The sequence below is a fragment of the Frankia sp. CeTa3Moorea genome (assembly GCF_978021225.1).
The window spans coordinates 1-16,411 of the sequence record NZ_CDXDOR010000086.1 but is presented as its reverse complement, the minus strand read 5'-3'; the positions used below and the strand labels follow the sequence as shown (position 1 = coordinate 16,411).

The window sequence follows — 16,411 nt, the reverse complement described above, 5'->3', positions numbered from 1 at the left end:
ACAGCCGAACGTCTGCGCGAGCTGGGCGGCCTGCTCCGGGGTCTGGTAGAAACGGTAGCGGTACGCCCGCTTCACCACCTTCGACCCTATAAGTGACAGGATAGCAGGCGTGCTTGTCACGCTGGCGTTGATGCGCTAGCCCCGCCCTGAAAGACGGGGCCTGCGCGCTACGTTCCTGGGTCACGAGGCCTCCAGGAGCGGGTTGGGGATCGGCACGTACACCGACTGGGTGGCCACCGGTCCGACCAGTTCGTCCCGCCCGTCCACGCAGGTGCGGAGGTTGGCCTTGCACGGCAGGGTGGGGGAGTCGAGCAGCCTGGTGATCAGTGCTCGGCGAGCGGCGGGTGGCCGCGGCCCCCGCCCGCGTGGGCTATCCCCGTCCAGCCGGTGGAGCAGGCCACGCACCCGCCCGAGCAGGCGACGCTCGTCCGCGACACCCGCGACTCCGAGCGCCCCGGCGAGGGCGAAGACGTTGTTCACGAACAGGTAGTAGATGGTCCTCTCGGCCACCAGCGCGTCATCGAAGATCGTGTCGAGCCCGGCACCGAAGCCGGGCAGCAGCCGCTGCACCTCCGCCGCGGCGGAGGTGGCCACGTAGTAGCCCTGGCTGTCGCGGTACCAGCCGGCGATCGGCCAGCCCCCCGCGTCCAGGGTGACCAGGGTGTTCTGCAGGTGGGCCTCGACGCCGATCCCGAAATGCAGGTAGAGGTCCACCACTGGGGCGGCCACCACGGTCAGGTAACGGTCGAACCAGGCGTCGGTCAGCGTCGGGAGGGGATCGCTCAGCGAGCCGGCCAGCGTCGTGAGGAGCCGGGGAAGCATCGCCGTCCGGGCCCGGCCACGGCTGTCCGTGGTCCGCGCGGGCCTGGGCGCGATGAGTGCCGCGGCGCATACTGCCCGGTCAACTGACCCGAACGGATTGACCCGGATGGCGGTCTCCAGCCCGACGCCGTCCTTGTCGTGCCCTCTGTCGTGCCGCTCGCCGGACCCGACCGGCAGCGGTGTTGCGGGGCCGGTTCGGGGCCGACCGTCCCCTCCCGGTCGGGTGACGGCCACCCAACCGGGCTCCCCGATGAGGTGGAAGTTCGGATGTCGGGCGGCGAGCGCCGCGCCGAGACCGGCGTCGATCAGCCTCGCGGTCATCGCGCCGAGCCGCAGCTCGTCGAGCTGCAGCACCCGGCACGAGTTGGTGATCCGCATCCCCAGCGAGAGCTTGAGCATCACCGGGATATCCGGCCGCCAGACGGTACGCAGCGACGAGGTGGGATACCACCGGTGTCCGGACATCCCGAGGTCGATCAGGCGGCCGTCCGCGAGCAGATCGGCGACCGGTTCCCGCCTGCTGACCTCGCCCGCCTGCCAGGGATGCGCGGGTACCACGACGTAACCGGCGGGAATGTCCGGGCGACCGCGTCCGCCGGTCCGAGGGGACACCGCGAGCCCGGGTGGGCCATGTCGGTCTGGTCCGGAACCGGACGAGGCCGAGAGGTCGGACTTCGGCTCCTCGGCCCCACCGTCTTCCCTGGCCAGATCCGCCAGCAGCCGGATCAGGCCCCGGCCGTTCGTGCCGAGGGCCTGGTCCCGCCCTCCGGAGCGGGTCGTCGTGTTTCCCGAGACGGTCACTACGGAGGGATGGGCGGCGAACCAGTGCAGCGCAAAGGACCCGCCGACTTCCGGGGAGTAGGTGGCCAGTGCCTCCGGCGAAGCCCCTTGGCGACTCTTGGCCGCCGGATGGAACGGATGACCAGTGATCAGGGCCTGCTCCGCGGCGAGGAACGGGGGGACGGCGGCCGGGTCCGGCCCGGGACTGCGGGCTGCGAGGCAGCTCGCGATCCAGCCGGCGGAATCGATGATCCTTCCCAGCGCCTGGGCGCCGAGGGCTGGCGGTAGCCCATCCCGCGTGGCGACCTCCCGGACGAGCAGCGCGGCGAGCAGGCCCGCGTCCACCGGGGCTGGTTCGTGGGCCGCGCAGACCAGGCGCGGTGGTCCGAACCCGTGCCATCCGGACGGGGAGTGGTGCGTCAACGTCGCCCGAACGGACAGGCCGGACGCGGGTAGGTCGATGCCGAGCGTCCGGGCGTCGGCCGGTAACCGGATGCCCGTCTCCCGCACCCAGCACCGCAGCAGAGTCTCCGTGACGATCTCGTCCGCGATGGTCTCGGGCTGCGGTCGATCGTCGGTCACGACCGCCGCCGGGCCCTGGTGGAACCACCGGTGGCAAGGACGTCCCCGGTCTCGGCGATCAGCCCGAGCAACGCGTCGACGTCCGCCGCGGTGGCGTCGGGATTGAGCAGGGTCAGCTTCAGGAAGACCTCGTGACGGGGACCGATCTGGGTGCGCCCCACGACGGCCCGGCCAGCGACGAGAAGTTCCCGGCGCAGCCGGGCGTTGATCCGGTCCACCCGGTCGGGGGAGGGCGGGCCCGCGGGTCCGGACGGGGTGGTTCCGGACGCGGTGGGGCCGGACAGGGTGGTGCCGGACGCGGTTGGATCCGAGGTGATCTGTGGCGGCCGGTAGCGGAAGACGAGGGTGCTGAGTGTTACCGGGAAGGCGAGTTCGAGACGAGGGTCGGCGCGCACCGTCCGTGCCGCGTGCTGCGCGAGATCATGGCAGGCATCCACCCGGGCGCCGAGACCGTCGCGGCCGAGAGCCCGAAGGGTGACCGCGATGGGGAAGGCGTCCGCGCGGCGGGTGGTCCGCAGCGACCGGCCCAGCAGGCTGGTGAAGCCGGCCGCTTCGTCATCCTCCGGGTTGAGGTACTCCGCCCGTGTCGCGAGGCTGGTCCAGCCGTCGTCGCGGGCGGTGAGGAAGACCCCGGCCGGCGCCGGCTGCCAGCCCAGTTTGTGCAGATCCAGTGCGACCGAATCTGCGAGGTCGAGTCCGTCCAGCAGGCCGGCCAGCCGATCGGACAGCAACGCGCCGCCGCCGTGGGCGGCGTCCACGTGAAGCCAGCAGGCCGCCCCGCCGGACCTTGCCTCCATGTCCGATAGCCCGCTCGGGTCGTGCGCCCCACCTAACCGGACGCGATGTTCCTCGACCACCGCGGCGATCTGCCGAAGCGGGTCGACCGCGCCCGCATCGGTGGTACCCGCAGTGGCCACGACGATGGCCGGCCCGGCGTGCGCGGCCAGGGCGTGGCGTAGCGCCTCGACGCGCATCCGGTGCTGGCCGTCGGTCTCGATGACCCGCACCGGAGGATCGTCGATCGCGAGCAGGGACGCCGCCCGATCAATCGAGAAGTGTGCCGCCGCCGAACGGAACACCCGAGGTGCCGGCCGGTCCGCTCCTCGGTGCCCGGGGCCTCCTCGGTGCCCGGCATCGTGACCCGGGGCGGCCGGGCCCAGAGCGTCTTGCCCGGTCGGGCCACGGCGGGCCGCGTCCCGACCGAGGAGCAGGCCCATCAGGTTCGATTCGGTCCCGCCGGTGGTGATCGTGCCGGTGGCCCGGTCCGGATCGAAGCCGACCAGCGTGGCCAGGGTCGCGACAACCTCGGTCTCGATCGTCGTGGCCGCGGGAGCCTGGTCCCAGGAGTCCAGGGACGGATTGAGGGCGCTCACGGCGAGGTCGGCGGCGACCGCGACCGCCAGCGGGGGGCAGTGCAGATGGGCGGCGCACCATGGGTCCGCCGGGTCCGCGGAACCGGCGGCCAGGGCTTCGACCAGGCCGGTCAGCGCGGCCGACGGGCCGATTCCGGCCCTCGGTAGCAGGGTCCCTGTACCGTCCGGGGGGGTCGGATCGGCCGGAATCGGATCGGCCGGAGTCAGGCCGAGGGCAGCCCTGGTCATGGCGCGCACCACCGGTGGACCACCGGCGGGCAGCGGGCCGCCGCGGATCCGGCGGCCATCGTCGAGGGCGGCCAACGCGAGATCGACCATTGGCCGTAGCCCCGGGAGAATAGGGACCTCCCGCATCCGCGGACCGTCCGTGGGCCCCCCATTCCTCCGCCCCTGTTCCTCCGCCGGCGTGGGCTTCCCGGCTGGCGTGGGCTTCCCGGCTGGCGTGGGCTTCCCGGCCGGCGTGGGCTCTCCGGCCGGCGCGGTGGCGACAGGTGTGTCAGGGCTGCGCGGGGGGATCATCCGGCGGATCCGAACCCGACGGGTGCCTGATCGGCGGGTGGGTGTCCCAAGGCCGCGTGGACGGAGAGCCTGCGGACGGCGGCATCGATGGCGTCGGCGAGGATTGCGAGGACGCGATCGCCCTCCTCATCGCTGAGGATCAGTGGTGGCAACAGCCGGGCGACCGCGCCGTGCCGCCCACCGAGCTCGATGATCAGGCCGCGGCGCAGACATTCGGCCCGTACCAGACCGGCGAGCTGCGGGTCGGCGGGGTGCGCGCCGACGAGGTCGGGGGCTGCGGTCGGATCGACCATCTCGGCGCCGAGCATCAGCCCGCGGCCGCGCACGTCGCCCACCTGCGGCCGGTCCCGGGCGATCTCCGCCAGACCGGTGAGTAGGCGCGTGCCGAGCCGGGCGGCGCGTTCGTCGAGACGGTCCTCCCGCACCAGGCGCAGCGTGGCGTGGCCTGCGGCCATCGCCAGCTGGTTTCCACGGAAGGTGCCGGTATGTGCCCCGGGCGCCCAGGTGTCCAGCTCAGACCGGTAGGCGATGACGGCCAGTGGCAGCCCGCCGCCGATCGCCTTGGACATGACGATGATGTCGGGGGTGATACCGCTGTGCTGCGCGGCCCAGTACTTCCCGGTGCGACCGACTCCCGTCTGGACCTCGTCCAGGATCAGTGGGATGCCGCGGCGACGGGTGATCTCGCGGACGGCGCGGAGCCAGCCGTCGGGCGCGGGAATCACCCCGCCCTCGCCCTGAACCGGTTCTACGATCAGTGCCGCCGGCCTGACGACCCCTCCGGCCGGGTCATCGAGGAGACGTTCGATGTAGCGGGCGGACAGCTCGGCACCGTCCGGACCGGGGGCGCGACCAGACCCCACCCCGAACGGGCACCGGTAGGGGAAGGGGAACGGCAGCCGTACGACGGATGTCGACGGCGGCAGAGGATCTTTGACGGCGACGTTCCCGGTCACGGCCAGGGCGCCCGCCGTCATCCCGTGGTATCCACCGGTGAACGCGAGGATGGTCTGGTTGCCCGTCACCGTCTGCGCGAGCTTGATGGCCGCCTCGACCGCGTCGGCGCCGCTCGGGCCGCAGAAGTGCAGCTTCACATCGCTCCCCATGCCGGCCGGCAGGCAGCCACGGAGTTCATCGGTGAAGGCGTCCTTCTCGGGGGTGGCGAGGTCGAGCGTGTGCAAAGGGGCCCCTCGGGTGAGCATCGACGTGATCGCCTCGGTCACCACCGGATGGTTGTGTCCCAGTGCAAGCGTTCCGGCGCCGGCCAGGCAGTCCAGGTAGCGGCGGCCATCCGCGCCGAGAACCATGGTTCCGGACGCCCGGACAGGCACGATCGGGAGGGTCCGCGCATAGGTCCGTGCCGCCGATTCGCGCTGACGCTGACGCGCGAGGATCATGGCCGGGTTCACGGCACCCGTGGGTGCGGACGTGGGACCCGCGGTGGCGGGGGCTGCGGGCGTGGACCTGGCGGCGACGGGGGTCGTAGTCGCGGGGGGTGTGGTCACGGGGGGCGTCGTCGCGGCTCTCGTGGTTACGGAAGGCACGGCCGCGGAGGGCGCCGTGCGGCCGGCTGGGCCGCCGGCGGCGGCGTCACGAGCGGAAACCGTCATCGCGGGCGACTCCCTTTCGCGCAGGCTGATTGAGGGAAGCCTAACCTAAGCCAGTCGCACCATGGTTGCTCCGCGCAAGGTTATGGTGGCGCCAAGCAGACTTGGTGGTCTCTTCATAGTCCGTCCGGGGGAGTCGGGTTGCGGCAGAAACATCGGCCTCAGGCTGTGGTGTTTGCGGCATGTCCACTACACGCCCGTCGATCCGGATCAGACAACCGGTTATGGCGGTGACGAACGTCCCGCGATCGTCCGGCGGCACGGAAGCCGGAGACGGTCCGTGTGAGGTATCAGGCACCGTTTGCGGATCCGATCCGTGTTTCGTCGCCCCACCATCGGGCTAACCGACAGAGTCGGGTCCAGGTGGAGACCACCCATCCGAGACCACCGTCTAGACCACCCGTCTGGACCATGCGTCCGCGCTCGGCAGCCCGCGGCACACGCCATCGCTCCTGTGCGCCTGGCGGCTGTGCGCCTGGCGGCAGAGTGGGTTGTCCTGTCCCTGGCGGGCGACGCGGCTGAGCTCGGGCGCCTGAGGGAGTCTCGGACGACCGATGGAGTGAGGACCGATGGAGTGAGGAGTCGATCTGGTGGACCTGCCGCCCTCGGCCGCGCCGCTGCGCGCCCTGCCCGCCGAAAGCCTCCCCCGCCCGGTGTTGACCGCGGTGCGTGACTGGCCGGCTGGCGCCGGAGAGGTCAGTGCCTACTTTTACGACCCGGCGGCGGCCGCGCGGAACGCCGCGGCGCTGCGGGCCTGCCTGCCCATGTGGGCGGAGGTCTGCTACGCGGTCAAGGCCAACAGCTTTCCGCCGATACTCGACGCCCTGTTGCGTGGGCCCGGTCCGGACATCCCTCGGTCGGGGCGGGAACGGAGCGACTCCAGCCTGGGCGCCACCCCGACCGGCGCCAGGACCGGCGCCAGCGGCCGGGGCATCGACGGTTTCGAGGTCTCCTCCGCGCACGAGGTGCGCCTGGCGCAGGCAGCGTACGGCCGGGTCGACCCCGCCCGGCGTCCCCACCTGGTCGCCTCCGGACCGGGGAAGTCGATGACCCTGCTTACCGCGCTGGTCTCGGCCGACGTCGACGTCGTCAACGTCGAGAGCTTCGGTGAACTGCGCCGCCTGGACGCCGTCGCGGCCCGGCTCGGCCGTCGGGTACGGGCGGCGGTGCGCGTTAACCCGGCCCGAGTGGGACTGGCAGGCTCCCTCCAGATGGGCGGTCGGCCGAGTGCGTTTGGCATCCCCGAAACGGAGGTCCCCGCCGCGCTCGAACTCGCGGCGGATCTGGCCCATATCGACGTCGTCGGATTCCATGTCCACGCGGTGTCCGGCAATCTCGATGCCGCCGCCCATCTGGGCTACGTCCGGTGGTGTCTCGATTTCGCCGCCCGGACGGCTGCCGCGGCCGGGATCGAGCTGCGGATGGTCGACGTGGGCGGTGGATTCGGGGTTCCGTTCGAACCGGACCGGCGCGGTGACCGGCCCTTCGACCTAATCCGATTTGGTGAGGGACTGAGTTCGCTGCCGGTGCCGGACGGAACTCGGGTAATCTTCGAGCCGGGGCGGATGCTGGTGGCCGACTCCGGCTGGTACGCCGCCGAAGTGATCGACGTCAAACATTCCTACGGGACGGAATTCGTGATTCTGCGTGGCGGAATTCATCATTTCGCGCTGCCGACATCGTGGGAGATCGTCCATAACTTCGCCGTCGTGGAGAGATCGGGCCGGAACGGTGGGCCGGAGCCGGAGCCGGAGCCGAAGGACACGCGGGAGGCGGTGGTCGAAGGTCGTCCGGTGACGGTGGTCGGGGAGCTGTGCACGCCGGAGGACACCCTCGCCCGTGACATCACGGTCGATCGGGTGCGGTCGGGTGACGTCGTCGTCTTCCCCATGGCGGGTGCGTACGGCTACGAGTTCGCGCTGCCGGATTTCCTCGGCCACCCCCGAGCCCGGCGCGTCGAGCTTCGGGGAACGCGGCATGCTCCGTTCCCCACCGATCGGTCGAGCTGATCGGATACCCGGGAGAGGAATGTTCCCTCAGCACCAGGTTCAAGTTCATCGCTCCAGTCGCCATGGCAGTTATTTCTGGCATTCTAGGAAATATTAATCCAAGTCGTATTTTTCAGATTATTGACAATCTGTTGATGGGACGATACGTACCGTTCATCGGCCTGGCGCCTAAATGGGACATTGCGGACGGCGGGGGCTGATGTGCCGTGGTTCTGGTCTGTTTGGCTAGTCAAAAGCAGGACTTCTGTCACAATGAATAGACAACTAGCAATCTATGGTGGCATTCCTATCGGATTGGCCGTGACTGCCGATCGGGAGTCACACCAGGACACGGCCGGGAGTATCGATCGGGGAGAAGACCCATGTTTTCGTACCTACATCGTCTCAGGACCATCAGCGTGCTCGGCGCGGCGACCCTCGTCGGCGGGCTGCTCGGCGGCGGTGGCTACGCATACGCGCAGAGCAGTTTCACCGGCAACCCCTGGGTGTTCCGGGCGACCAACCAGAGTGCCGAGGGGCTTCGTATCCAGTCGACGGGCGGGCCCAACGGCCAGCTGTTCATCGTCTACGACCATCTGAACCAACCCATCTTCGCCGTCAACAAGGCCGGCGGCGCCGGTGTGTTCGGGGACAACTTCAACGTCCACCAGGGCAACGACATCCTGCATCCCTGGGTGCGGATCAGCGTCACCGATCCGCAGCCCGCCGACTGCGTGACCACGGGCCAGCTCGTCCTCGGGGGCTCGACCGGTTCGGGTGGCCGCGTCTGGCGGTGCGTCGTCGGGCAGGGGTGGACGCCCGTCCTCTGACGGGACGTGGCCCGTGGCGGGATGCGGCCCGCTCGGACGATCATGACGTCACGCGACGTCATGATCCGGTGTCGCATTGCTTTTCAAGTAGCGCACGCCCTTTTGCCATGGCATCACATCAAGGTGCCGCTAAGCCTCACTGCCTATGGACGCCGGGGCGACAGCGCCGCACAGGCGACACTGAGCCGGCCGCCGGCCGGCGAATTTGGGGGACCTGAGCACGGTCTGCGGTCCCTGGACCGTGCCTTGCTCCCCATAACTCGGCCGCCGCGATCCTCGCCCGCGTTCCCACCATGACCGCCGCCCTGGACGCCGCGAGCGCCCCGGCCGGCGCATCCGGCCCGAGCATCCCGTTGACGCCCGTCTCGGCCTGGCAACCCGGCGACCCGCTCTTCGCCGCCGGTTCCGATGGCACCCCCGACAACTGGCACCCCCGACAACCCCGGGCACGTCGGCATCTACCTCGGCGGCAACCAGGTGCTGCACGCCCCCACACCGGCGACGTCGTCAGCATCGTTTCGCTCGACCGGTACGAGAAGGTCACCGGCGCCACCAGACCTTCTGCGCTGACCCGCTGACCCGCTGACCAATGATCAGGTGACCCGCTGACCAATGATCAGGTGACCCGCTGACCAATGATCAGGTGATTCGCCGACCATGTCGGACCCATCCGCTGCGGGGGAGGGCCGGGTGGGGAATGACGTGACGGCGTCAGAGGCTCTTGGTGATGATCGTGACGGCCGCCTTGGCGTCGTTTGGCCGGGCCGCCTCCCAACCCGCGCGTGCCGCTCCGGTGCGGCCTGATCCGGCACGGTCCGATCTCGACCGCCTCGACAGGACCGGGAAGGGGGACATCCCGAAGGCGGACGACAGCAGGGCCGATGCGGAGGCGGATGCGGCCGGGGGGCGGATCGGTGGGGAGCACCGGGCCGCCGGGGCGGAGCGGGTCACGGCGGTGGGTTCGGTGGGTTCGGCGGGTTCGGTGGGTTCGGTGGGTTCGGTGGGTTCGGTCGGTGACGACCCGTCGGCGGACGACGGCCCCTCGGGCAGCGAGGAGTTCCCGGCGTCCGGGGATGCCGCGCCGTCGGCTTCGGGGACGGAGGTGGACCGCCGACCCATCACCGGCGCCGGCAGAACCGGCACGGGCAGGTCGAACCACAGGTACTTCCCTGACTCGACCGCCACCGTCCCCCAGCTGCCCGCCAACGTGTCGAGAACCAGCAGGCCGCGACCGCCCTCGGCGTCCGGCGCGGCCTCACGCCGCTGCGGCAGGACCGTCGAGGTGTCCGACACGGACGCGTGGATCAGACCGGGCCGTATCTCGATGAGCAGCCACAGCGGCGGCTGCCCGTACTTGACCGCGTTCGTCACGAGCTCACTGACGAGCAGCTCGGCGGTGCCGCGCACGTCCTCGGGAAGGTCCGCCAGCCGGATGCCCTCACGGAGCACCCTGCGGGCCTGCGGGACGGCGGAGGGCAGATAGGGGAGCTCGGCGAGTATGTGGGTTGCGGGTGGGCAACTGGACGTTGCCTGCCGTACCACATCCATCGGGACCGAAAACGCGCTCATCGACCACCAAGCCTGTGCGAGGATATCGAGGTGGCTCTACCCACTGGGTGGGGATTGAAGCCTCTGTTTCCGGATCGCACCTCTTGAGGCCATGCCGATACGGCATCCGGCACGGCGCCCGGTGGTGTCTCCTCTCCGTGGGCCCTTCGTGCCCGTGGGGCCCGGGCCTTCGTGCCCGTGGGGTCCGGGGGGCCCGCAGTACGCCCGCGGGCGTACCGGAGGTGCCCTCGGAGGTAGCCCGGAGCGCCCATCATGCCGGTCAGCCGGGCACGCGCGCCACGAGGATCGCGACGTCGTCGCGCAGGTTGCCGCCGGCGAACCGCTCGGCGGCGGCCAGGACGCGATCCGCGATCCCCTGCGCTGACAGTCCCGCGCACCCCCCGATCGCGTCGAGGAGCCGGTCCTCGCCGAGCAGCTTCCCGCCATTGCGGGCCTCGATCACCCCGTCGGTGTAGAAGACCAGTGACTCGCCCGGGCGCAGGACGATCTCGAACCCCGGAAACGAGACCTCGTCGTCGTCGAGGACGCCGAGCAGGGTTCCCGGGCGACCGACGAGCGAGGCGTGCCCGTCAGCGTGCAGCACCACCGGCTGGGGATGGCCGGCGAGGAACAGCCGCAGTCGGATCCCGGTGCTGGTGCTGGTGCTGGTGCTGGTGCTGGTGCTGGTGCTGGTGCTGGTGTCGGTGTCGGTGTCGGCGGACTCGCTCCCCGCGGGTCCGCCGGCCGGCGCCATGATCGCGGCGGCGGCCAGGGTGCAGAACCGGCTCTGCCCGTTCGGATGAGACGACGTGGCGTCGCGCAGGGTCCGGTTCAACTCGAGCAGCACCTCGCCGAGCTCCGTACCCCGGCCCGTCAGCAGCCGCAGGACGGCGCGGGCCACCCCGGTCACGGTGGCGGCCTCTGCACCCTTGCCACAGACGTCGCCGATGGCGATCGTCCAGCCGAGCGGACCCGACAGCAGGTCGAAGAAGTCGCCGCCGACGTCGAGACCCGCCGACTGCGCGGCGCCATAGGCGGAACCGAGATCCAGTCCCTCGATCATCGGCAGCTCCGGTGGGCGCAGACCCGCCTGGAGCGTGCCGGCCAGTTCCACCTGCCGGCTGTAGAGCCGGGCGTTGTCGACCGCGAAGGCGGCCCGGCGCGCGAGGTCGGCGAGTAGATCGATCTCGTCCGCGGCGAAGGCGTTGCCCTCGGGGCGGCCGAGCGCGAGCACCCCGAGTACCCGCCGCCGGGCCCGCAGTACCATCACGAGCGCCGGTCCGCCGAGCGCGGTCAGCGAACGCACCCGGTCTCCGCTCGCGGAGCGCACCGCCGCCATCAACAGGCCGTCCGGGTCGACCGCGGCAGCGGTGAGGGCGCCCGCCGCGTTCTCCTCCGCGTGCGCCGCCGCCCACAGGGCGGGATCGGCGTTCTCCCGGTGCAGGTACACCGCGCACCACTGGGCCAACCGTGGGACCGGCAACCGCGCGAGCAGCGCCAGCGAGCGGCTCAGGTCCAGGCTGCCCGCCAGCAGATCGGACGCCTCGGCGAGGAAGGACAGCATCCCGATGCGGCGTTCCTCGGCGCGTCGCATGTCGCCGCCGCCGAGGGCCAGGGCCATCCATCGGGTCGTCAGGCGGATGCGTTCCACGTCCAGCCCGGCCGCCGCGGCGGCATCCGTCCAGCGGACCTCGCCAGAGACCTCCGCTCCGCCCGAACCGCCGGTGCCGCCCGAACCACTCGGGCGGCCGCCGGCCGCCGGCCAGAGCAGCAGTTCGCCGAGGCTCTCCTGCGTCGGATCCAGCGGGAACGAGAGCGCCTCGGTGACCGAGCTGACGGCCCCAAGCGTGGCCACGGTCTCCAACCGGCCGCCGTCGCGCCCGGGACGCCGCACCAGCCCAGCGGTTACCGCGAGCGCGTCCACCAGTTGCGCGAGCAGTTCGTTGACCTCGCCCTCGGCGGTGAGGGCACGGGCGGTGTCCCGGGCTATCAGCCGGACCGGACGCGCCGGTACCACGGGGGCCGGGGCCGCGCAGGGCGCGGGACTGGTCACAGCCACAGCGGGACTGGTCACAGCCACAGCGGGACTGGTCACAGCCACAGCGGGCGAGGACGAGGACGCGGACGACGAGGCACCGGTGGCCTCGTCGTCGCCCGCCGCCGGGGTGTGCGAGCCGTCGCCGACGGTTCCCAGGCGGAACCAGACGGTCTTGCCGCCGCGGCCGTGCTCGGTCCCCCAGCTCGTCGCGAGCGCGTCAACGAGGGCGAGGCCGCGGCCGTCCTCGCGCAGCCCGTCGATGCCGAAGTCGGCGTCCCCGACCTTCTTTACCCGGGCCATGCCGATGCGGACCGGATGCCGGTCGGCAACCCCGACCCGCACGCCGTCACCGTCCGCGCGCACCTCCACGGTGGCCGAGGTGCCCGCGTGCACGACGACATTGGTGACCAGCTCGGTGACGAGCAGAAGCGCGGAGTCCAACAGGTCGTCGTCCAGCCGCCCGTGCAACGCCTCGAGCAGGAAGCGCCGGGCGGCCCGGGGGGAGTCGGGCGTCGGTGGCAACGCGATGGCGCGCGCCGGCATCGTCCCACCCCCTGCTGCGCCATACATGTGCTCAGTCTCTCCTGCGTTGTCCATCGTGAGGCGGATACTGGCGGCTGGTGTCACCTGTCCACCGACGCCGCCCCACGCTGGTGCCGGTGGGAGACCGCCCTTGACCCGGGTCCTCCGCCCGGCCCGGGATCCGGGACGATCGTGTCGACCGAGCTCAGGTAGGAGACCAATGAGCCCCGCATACGACCCGCAACCCTCGGCTCGTCATGATCTGGATGCACCCGGCGGTGACGCTACCGCGACCATCGTGCCCCATGCATCCCTTCCCGCGGACGACACTCGGGCGCCGATGGCCGCCGCCGACGAGCTGATCGCGGATCTCCTGCACGGGCTGACCCGCCTGTGCGAGGGCGACTTCTCGACCCGCCTCGCGGCGCGGGACGGCTACGCCGGTGACGTGGTGCGCAAGTTCGACGAGCTGGCCGCCATCCAGGAGCGCCACGCGCGTGAGTTGGCCCGGGTCAGCAAGGTGATCCGCCGTGACGGCCGGCTCACCCTGCGGATGGAGGATCTGGGCAGCCCCGGCGGCTGGTCCGACATGACGCGGGCGGTGAATTCCCTCATCGACGACCTGGCCCGGCCGACCCACGAGGTGGCGCGGGTCATAGCGGCGGTGGCCGAGGGGGACCTGTCCCAGCACATGGCGTTGGAGATCGCCGGCCAGCCGGTGCGTGGGGAGTTCCTGCGGATCGGCACCACGGTGAACACGATGGTGGACCAGTTGTCGTCGTTCGCGGACGAGGTGACCCGGGTCGCCCGTGAGGTGGGCACGGAGGGCAACCTGGGCGGGCAGGCCAAGGTCAAGGGCGTCTCGGGGGTCTGGCGGGACCTCACCGAGTCGGTGAATTCGATGGCGGGCAACCTGACCAGTCAGGTCCGCAACATTGCTCAGGTTACCACCGCGGTTGCGCAGGGTGATCTGAGTCAGAAGATCACCGTGGACGCCCGCGGCGAGATCCACGAACTGAAATCGACCGTCAACACGATGGTCGACCAGCTCTCCGCGTTCGCCGACGAGGTCACCCGGATGGCCAAGGAGGTCGGCACCGAGGGCAAGCTAGGCGGCCAGGCACAGGTCAAGGGCGTTTCCGGGGTCTGGCGCGACCTGACCGACTCGGTCAACGTCATGGCCGGCAACCTCACCACCCAGGTTCGCAGCATCGCCGAGGTCGCGGCGGCCGTGGCCCGCGGCGACCTCACCCGGCAGATCACCGTCGACGCCCGGGGTGAGGTCGCGGGCCTCGCGCACACCCTGAACACGATGGTGGACCAGTTGTCGTCGTTCGCGGACGAGGTGACCCGGGTCGCCTGGGAGGTGGGCACGGAGGGCAACCTGGGCGGGCAGGCGCATGTGCGGGCCGTGTCGGGGGTGTGGCGGGACCTCACCGAGTCGGTGAACTCGATGGCGGGCAACCTGACCAGCCAGGTCCGCAACATCGCGCTCGTCGCTACCGCCGTCGCCCGCGGCGACCTGTCGCAGAAGATCACCGTGGCGGCCCAGGGTGAGATCCTGGAGCTCAAGGACACCCTGAACACGATGGTGGACCAGTTGTCGTCGTTCGCGGACGAGGTGACCCGGGTCGCCCGTGAGGTGGGCACGGAGGGCAACCTAGGTGGCCAGGCGCATGTGCGCGGGGTGTCGGGGGTGTGGCGGGACCTGACGGAGTCGGTGAACTCGATGGCGGGCAACCTGACCAGCCAGGTCCGCAACATCGCGCTGGTGACCACGGCGGTGGCCCGCGGCGACCTGAGCCAGAAGATCACTGTGACCGCGCAGGGTGAGATCGCTGAGCTGAAGGACACCGTCAACACGATGGTCGACCAGCTCTCCTCGTTCGCCGCGGAGATCACCCGGGTGGGCCGGGAGGTCGGCGTCGAGGGTAAGCTCGGCGGTCAGGCCACCGTAGCCGGAGTCGCCGGAACGTGGAAGGACCTCACCGACAACGTCAACCAGCTGGCGTCCACGCTGACCATCCAGCTGCGGGCGATCGGCGACGTCTCCACCGCGGTGACCCGCGGTGACCTGACCCGGTCCATCTCGGTGGAGGCCGAGGGCGAGGTCGCCGAGCTCAAGGACAACATCAACCAGATGATCGCGCGACTGCGCGAGACCACCGAGGTCAACGCCCAGCAGGACTGGCTGAAGTCCAACCTGGCCCGGATCGGCAGCAAGATGCAGGGCCAGCGCGATCTCTACGCAGTCTGCCAGATGATCATCAGTGAGATGACGCCCGCGGTCAACGCCCAGCAGGGCACGGTCTACCTGCTCGACTTCATCGAGGGTGACAAGCTGCGCTACGTCGCCGGCTACGGCTCGGTGCCCCGGCGCCGCTCGGACGGCACCTTCCTGTTCGGCGAAGGACTCATCGGGCAGGCGGCCCTGGAGCGCGACCGTATCCGGGTCGAGCACGTACCCGCCGGCTACCTCAACATCCGTAGCGGACTCGGCGAGGCGCCGCCGTGCGACCTGGTCGTCGTGCCGGTCGTGTTCGAGAACCAGGTGCTCGGCGTCATCGAGCTGGCCTCGTTCTCGCCGTTCTCCGAGCTGCACCTCACCCTGGTCGACCAGCTCGTCGACACCATCGGGGTGGTGCTGAACACGATCATGGCGAACGCTCGGACGGAGGAGCTGCTGGCCCAGTCCCAGCGGCTCACCCAGGAGCTGCGTTCGCAGTCGGTCGAGCTGCAGCGGACGAACAACGAGCTCGAGGAGAAGGCGGCGCTGCTCGAGGAGAAGAACCACGAGATCGAGCTGGCCCGCATCGGGTTGGAGGAGAAGGCCGAGCAGCTGGCGCTGTCGTCGCAGTACAAGTCGGAGTTCCTGGCGAACATGAGCCACGAGCTGCGCACGCCGCTCAACAGTCTGCTCATCCTCGCCAAGCTGCTGGCCGACAACCCGGACCGTAACCTCTCCCGCAAGCAGATCGACTTCGCCGAGACGATCCACTCCGCCGGTTCCGAGCTGCTCGAGTTGATCAACGATATCCTGGACCTGTCGAAGGTCGAGGCCGGGAAGATGAACGTCGATGCGACTACCGTGCGCACGGCGGCGCTCTGCGACGCGGTCGCCGGGGTCTTCGGCCCCGTGGCGGAGGAGAAGGGCCTGTCATTCCAGGTCAACCTCGCTCCCGACGTGCCAGCCGAGTTCGTCACCGACGAGCAGCGCCTCCAGCAGGTGCTGAAGAACCTCCTGTCGAACGCGGTGAAGTTCACCGACACCGGCACCGTCCGGCTCGACGTCACCGTCGCCCGGTCGGATCTGCCCTTCCTCTCGCCGAGCCTGTGTTCCGCGGACACGGTGTTGTCGTTCGCGGTCACCGACACCGGAATCGGGGTCGCCGCCGAGAAGCTTCGGATGATCTTCGAGGCGTTCCAGCAGGCGGATGGCACGACGTCGCGTCGCTACGGCGGCACCGGGCTCGGCCTGTCGATCAGCAAGGAGATCGCCCGCCTGCTGGGCGGCGCCATCGCGGTCTCCAGCGTGGTCGGCCGTGGGAGCACCTTCACCCTCTACCTGCCGTCGGCCCCGCCGGCGCAGATGCCGTCCTTCGGGGTCACACCGGGCGAGCCGGACAACGTTCTCATGATCGTCGATCCGTCGGGCCAGTACCTCGGGCGGCGGCCGGGTGAGAGGGTGGACGCGGGAGCGGGTGGCGGACCCGCGTCCGCCGGCCGCGATGCCGGGCCCGCGAACGGATGGCAGAGCCCCGACGCGGACCGGTTCGGCACGACGGCACTCGTACCTTCGTCC

The 16,411-nt window shown here is 70.6% G+C and carries 10 protein-coding genes; 4 read left to right on the top strand and 6 right to left on the bottom strand.

Annotated features, from left to right (window positions below; genetic code table 11):
- The 4 genes from AC08OV_RS15355 to AC08OV_RS15340 all read right to left on the bottom strand — a co-directional run.
- On the bottom strand, positions 1-75 hold a 75-nt coding region (locus tag AC08OV_RS15355; protein ID WP_476615557.1), incomplete at its 3' end, for a helix-turn-helix domain-containing protein.
- A gap of 105 nt (positions 76-180) precedes the next feature.
- Positions 181-2,184, bottom strand: a complete 2,004-nt coding sequence (locus AC08OV_RS15350) for an IucA/IucC family protein (protein ID WP_476615554.1) — start codon at positions 2,182-2,184, stop codon at positions 181-183.
- Positions 2,181-3,911: a pyridoxal phosphate-dependent decarboxylase family protein gene (locus AC08OV_RS15345; RefSeq protein ID WP_476619834.1), complete on the bottom strand. Its 1,731-nt coding sequence runs from the start codon at positions 3,909-3,911 to the stop codon at positions 2,181-2,183. The genes AC08OV_RS15350 and AC08OV_RS15345 overlap by 4 nt, the downstream gene beginning before the upstream one ends.
- A 161-nt stretch (positions 3,912-4,072) precedes the next feature.
- Positions 4,073-5,686 (bottom strand): diaminobutyrate--2-oxoglutarate transaminase family protein, encoded by a 1,614-nt coding sequence (locus AC08OV_RS15340; protein WP_476619833.1) that lies wholly within the window; start codon positions 5,684-5,686, stop codon positions 4,073-4,075.
- 587 nt (positions 5,687-6,273) lie between these two features.
- Here AC08OV_RS15340 and AC08OV_RS15335 point away from each other — a divergent pair.
- The 3 genes from AC08OV_RS15335 to AC08OV_RS15325 all read left to right on the top strand — a co-directional run bounded on the left by AC08OV_RS15335 (position 6,274) and on the right by AC08OV_RS15325 (position 9,079).
- Positions 6,274-7,692, top strand: a complete 1,419-nt coding sequence (locus tag AC08OV_RS15335; RefSeq protein WP_476616047.1) for a type III PLP-dependent enzyme domain-containing protein — start codon at positions 6,274-6,276, stop codon at positions 7,690-7,692.
- A gap of 362 nt (positions 7,693-8,054) precedes the next feature.
- A complete protein-coding gene (locus tag AC08OV_RS15330) occupies positions 8,055-8,501 on the top strand; it encodes a hypothetical protein (protein ID WP_462187540.1) in 447 nt (148 codons plus the stop codon).
- 293 nt (positions 8,502-8,794) lie between these two features.
- The gene (locus AC08OV_RS15325) at positions 8,795-9,079 is read left to right on the top strand and encodes a hypothetical protein (protein WP_476601399.1); all 285 of its coding nucleotides are present in this window, start codon (positions 8,795-8,797) and stop codon (positions 9,077-9,079) included.
- Positions 9,080-9,212: 133 nt separating this feature from the next.
- On the opposite strand, the gene AC08OV_RS15320 is transcribed toward AC08OV_RS15325, so the two are convergent.
- Both AC08OV_RS15320 and AC08OV_RS15315 read right to left on the bottom strand, forming a co-directional pair.
- Positions 9,213-10,070: an ATP-binding protein gene (locus AC08OV_RS15320; protein ID WP_476619832.1), complete on the bottom strand. Its 858-nt coding sequence runs from the start codon at positions 10,068-10,070 to the stop codon at positions 9,213-9,215.
- Between the two features lie 259 nt (positions 10,071-10,329).
- Positions 10,330-12,657, bottom strand: coding sequence for a SpoIIE family protein phosphatase (locus tag AC08OV_RS15315; RefSeq protein ID WP_476619831.1), 2,328 nt, complete (start codon positions 12,655-12,657; stop codon positions 10,330-10,332).
- Positions 12,658-12,829: 172 nt separating this feature from the next.
- Between AC08OV_RS15315 and AC08OV_RS15310 the strand changes: the two genes are divergently transcribed.
- Positions 12,830-16,411 (top strand): HAMP domain-containing protein (locus tag AC08OV_RS15310; RefSeq protein WP_476619830.1); only part of this gene is annotated, 3,582 nt, incomplete at its 3' end.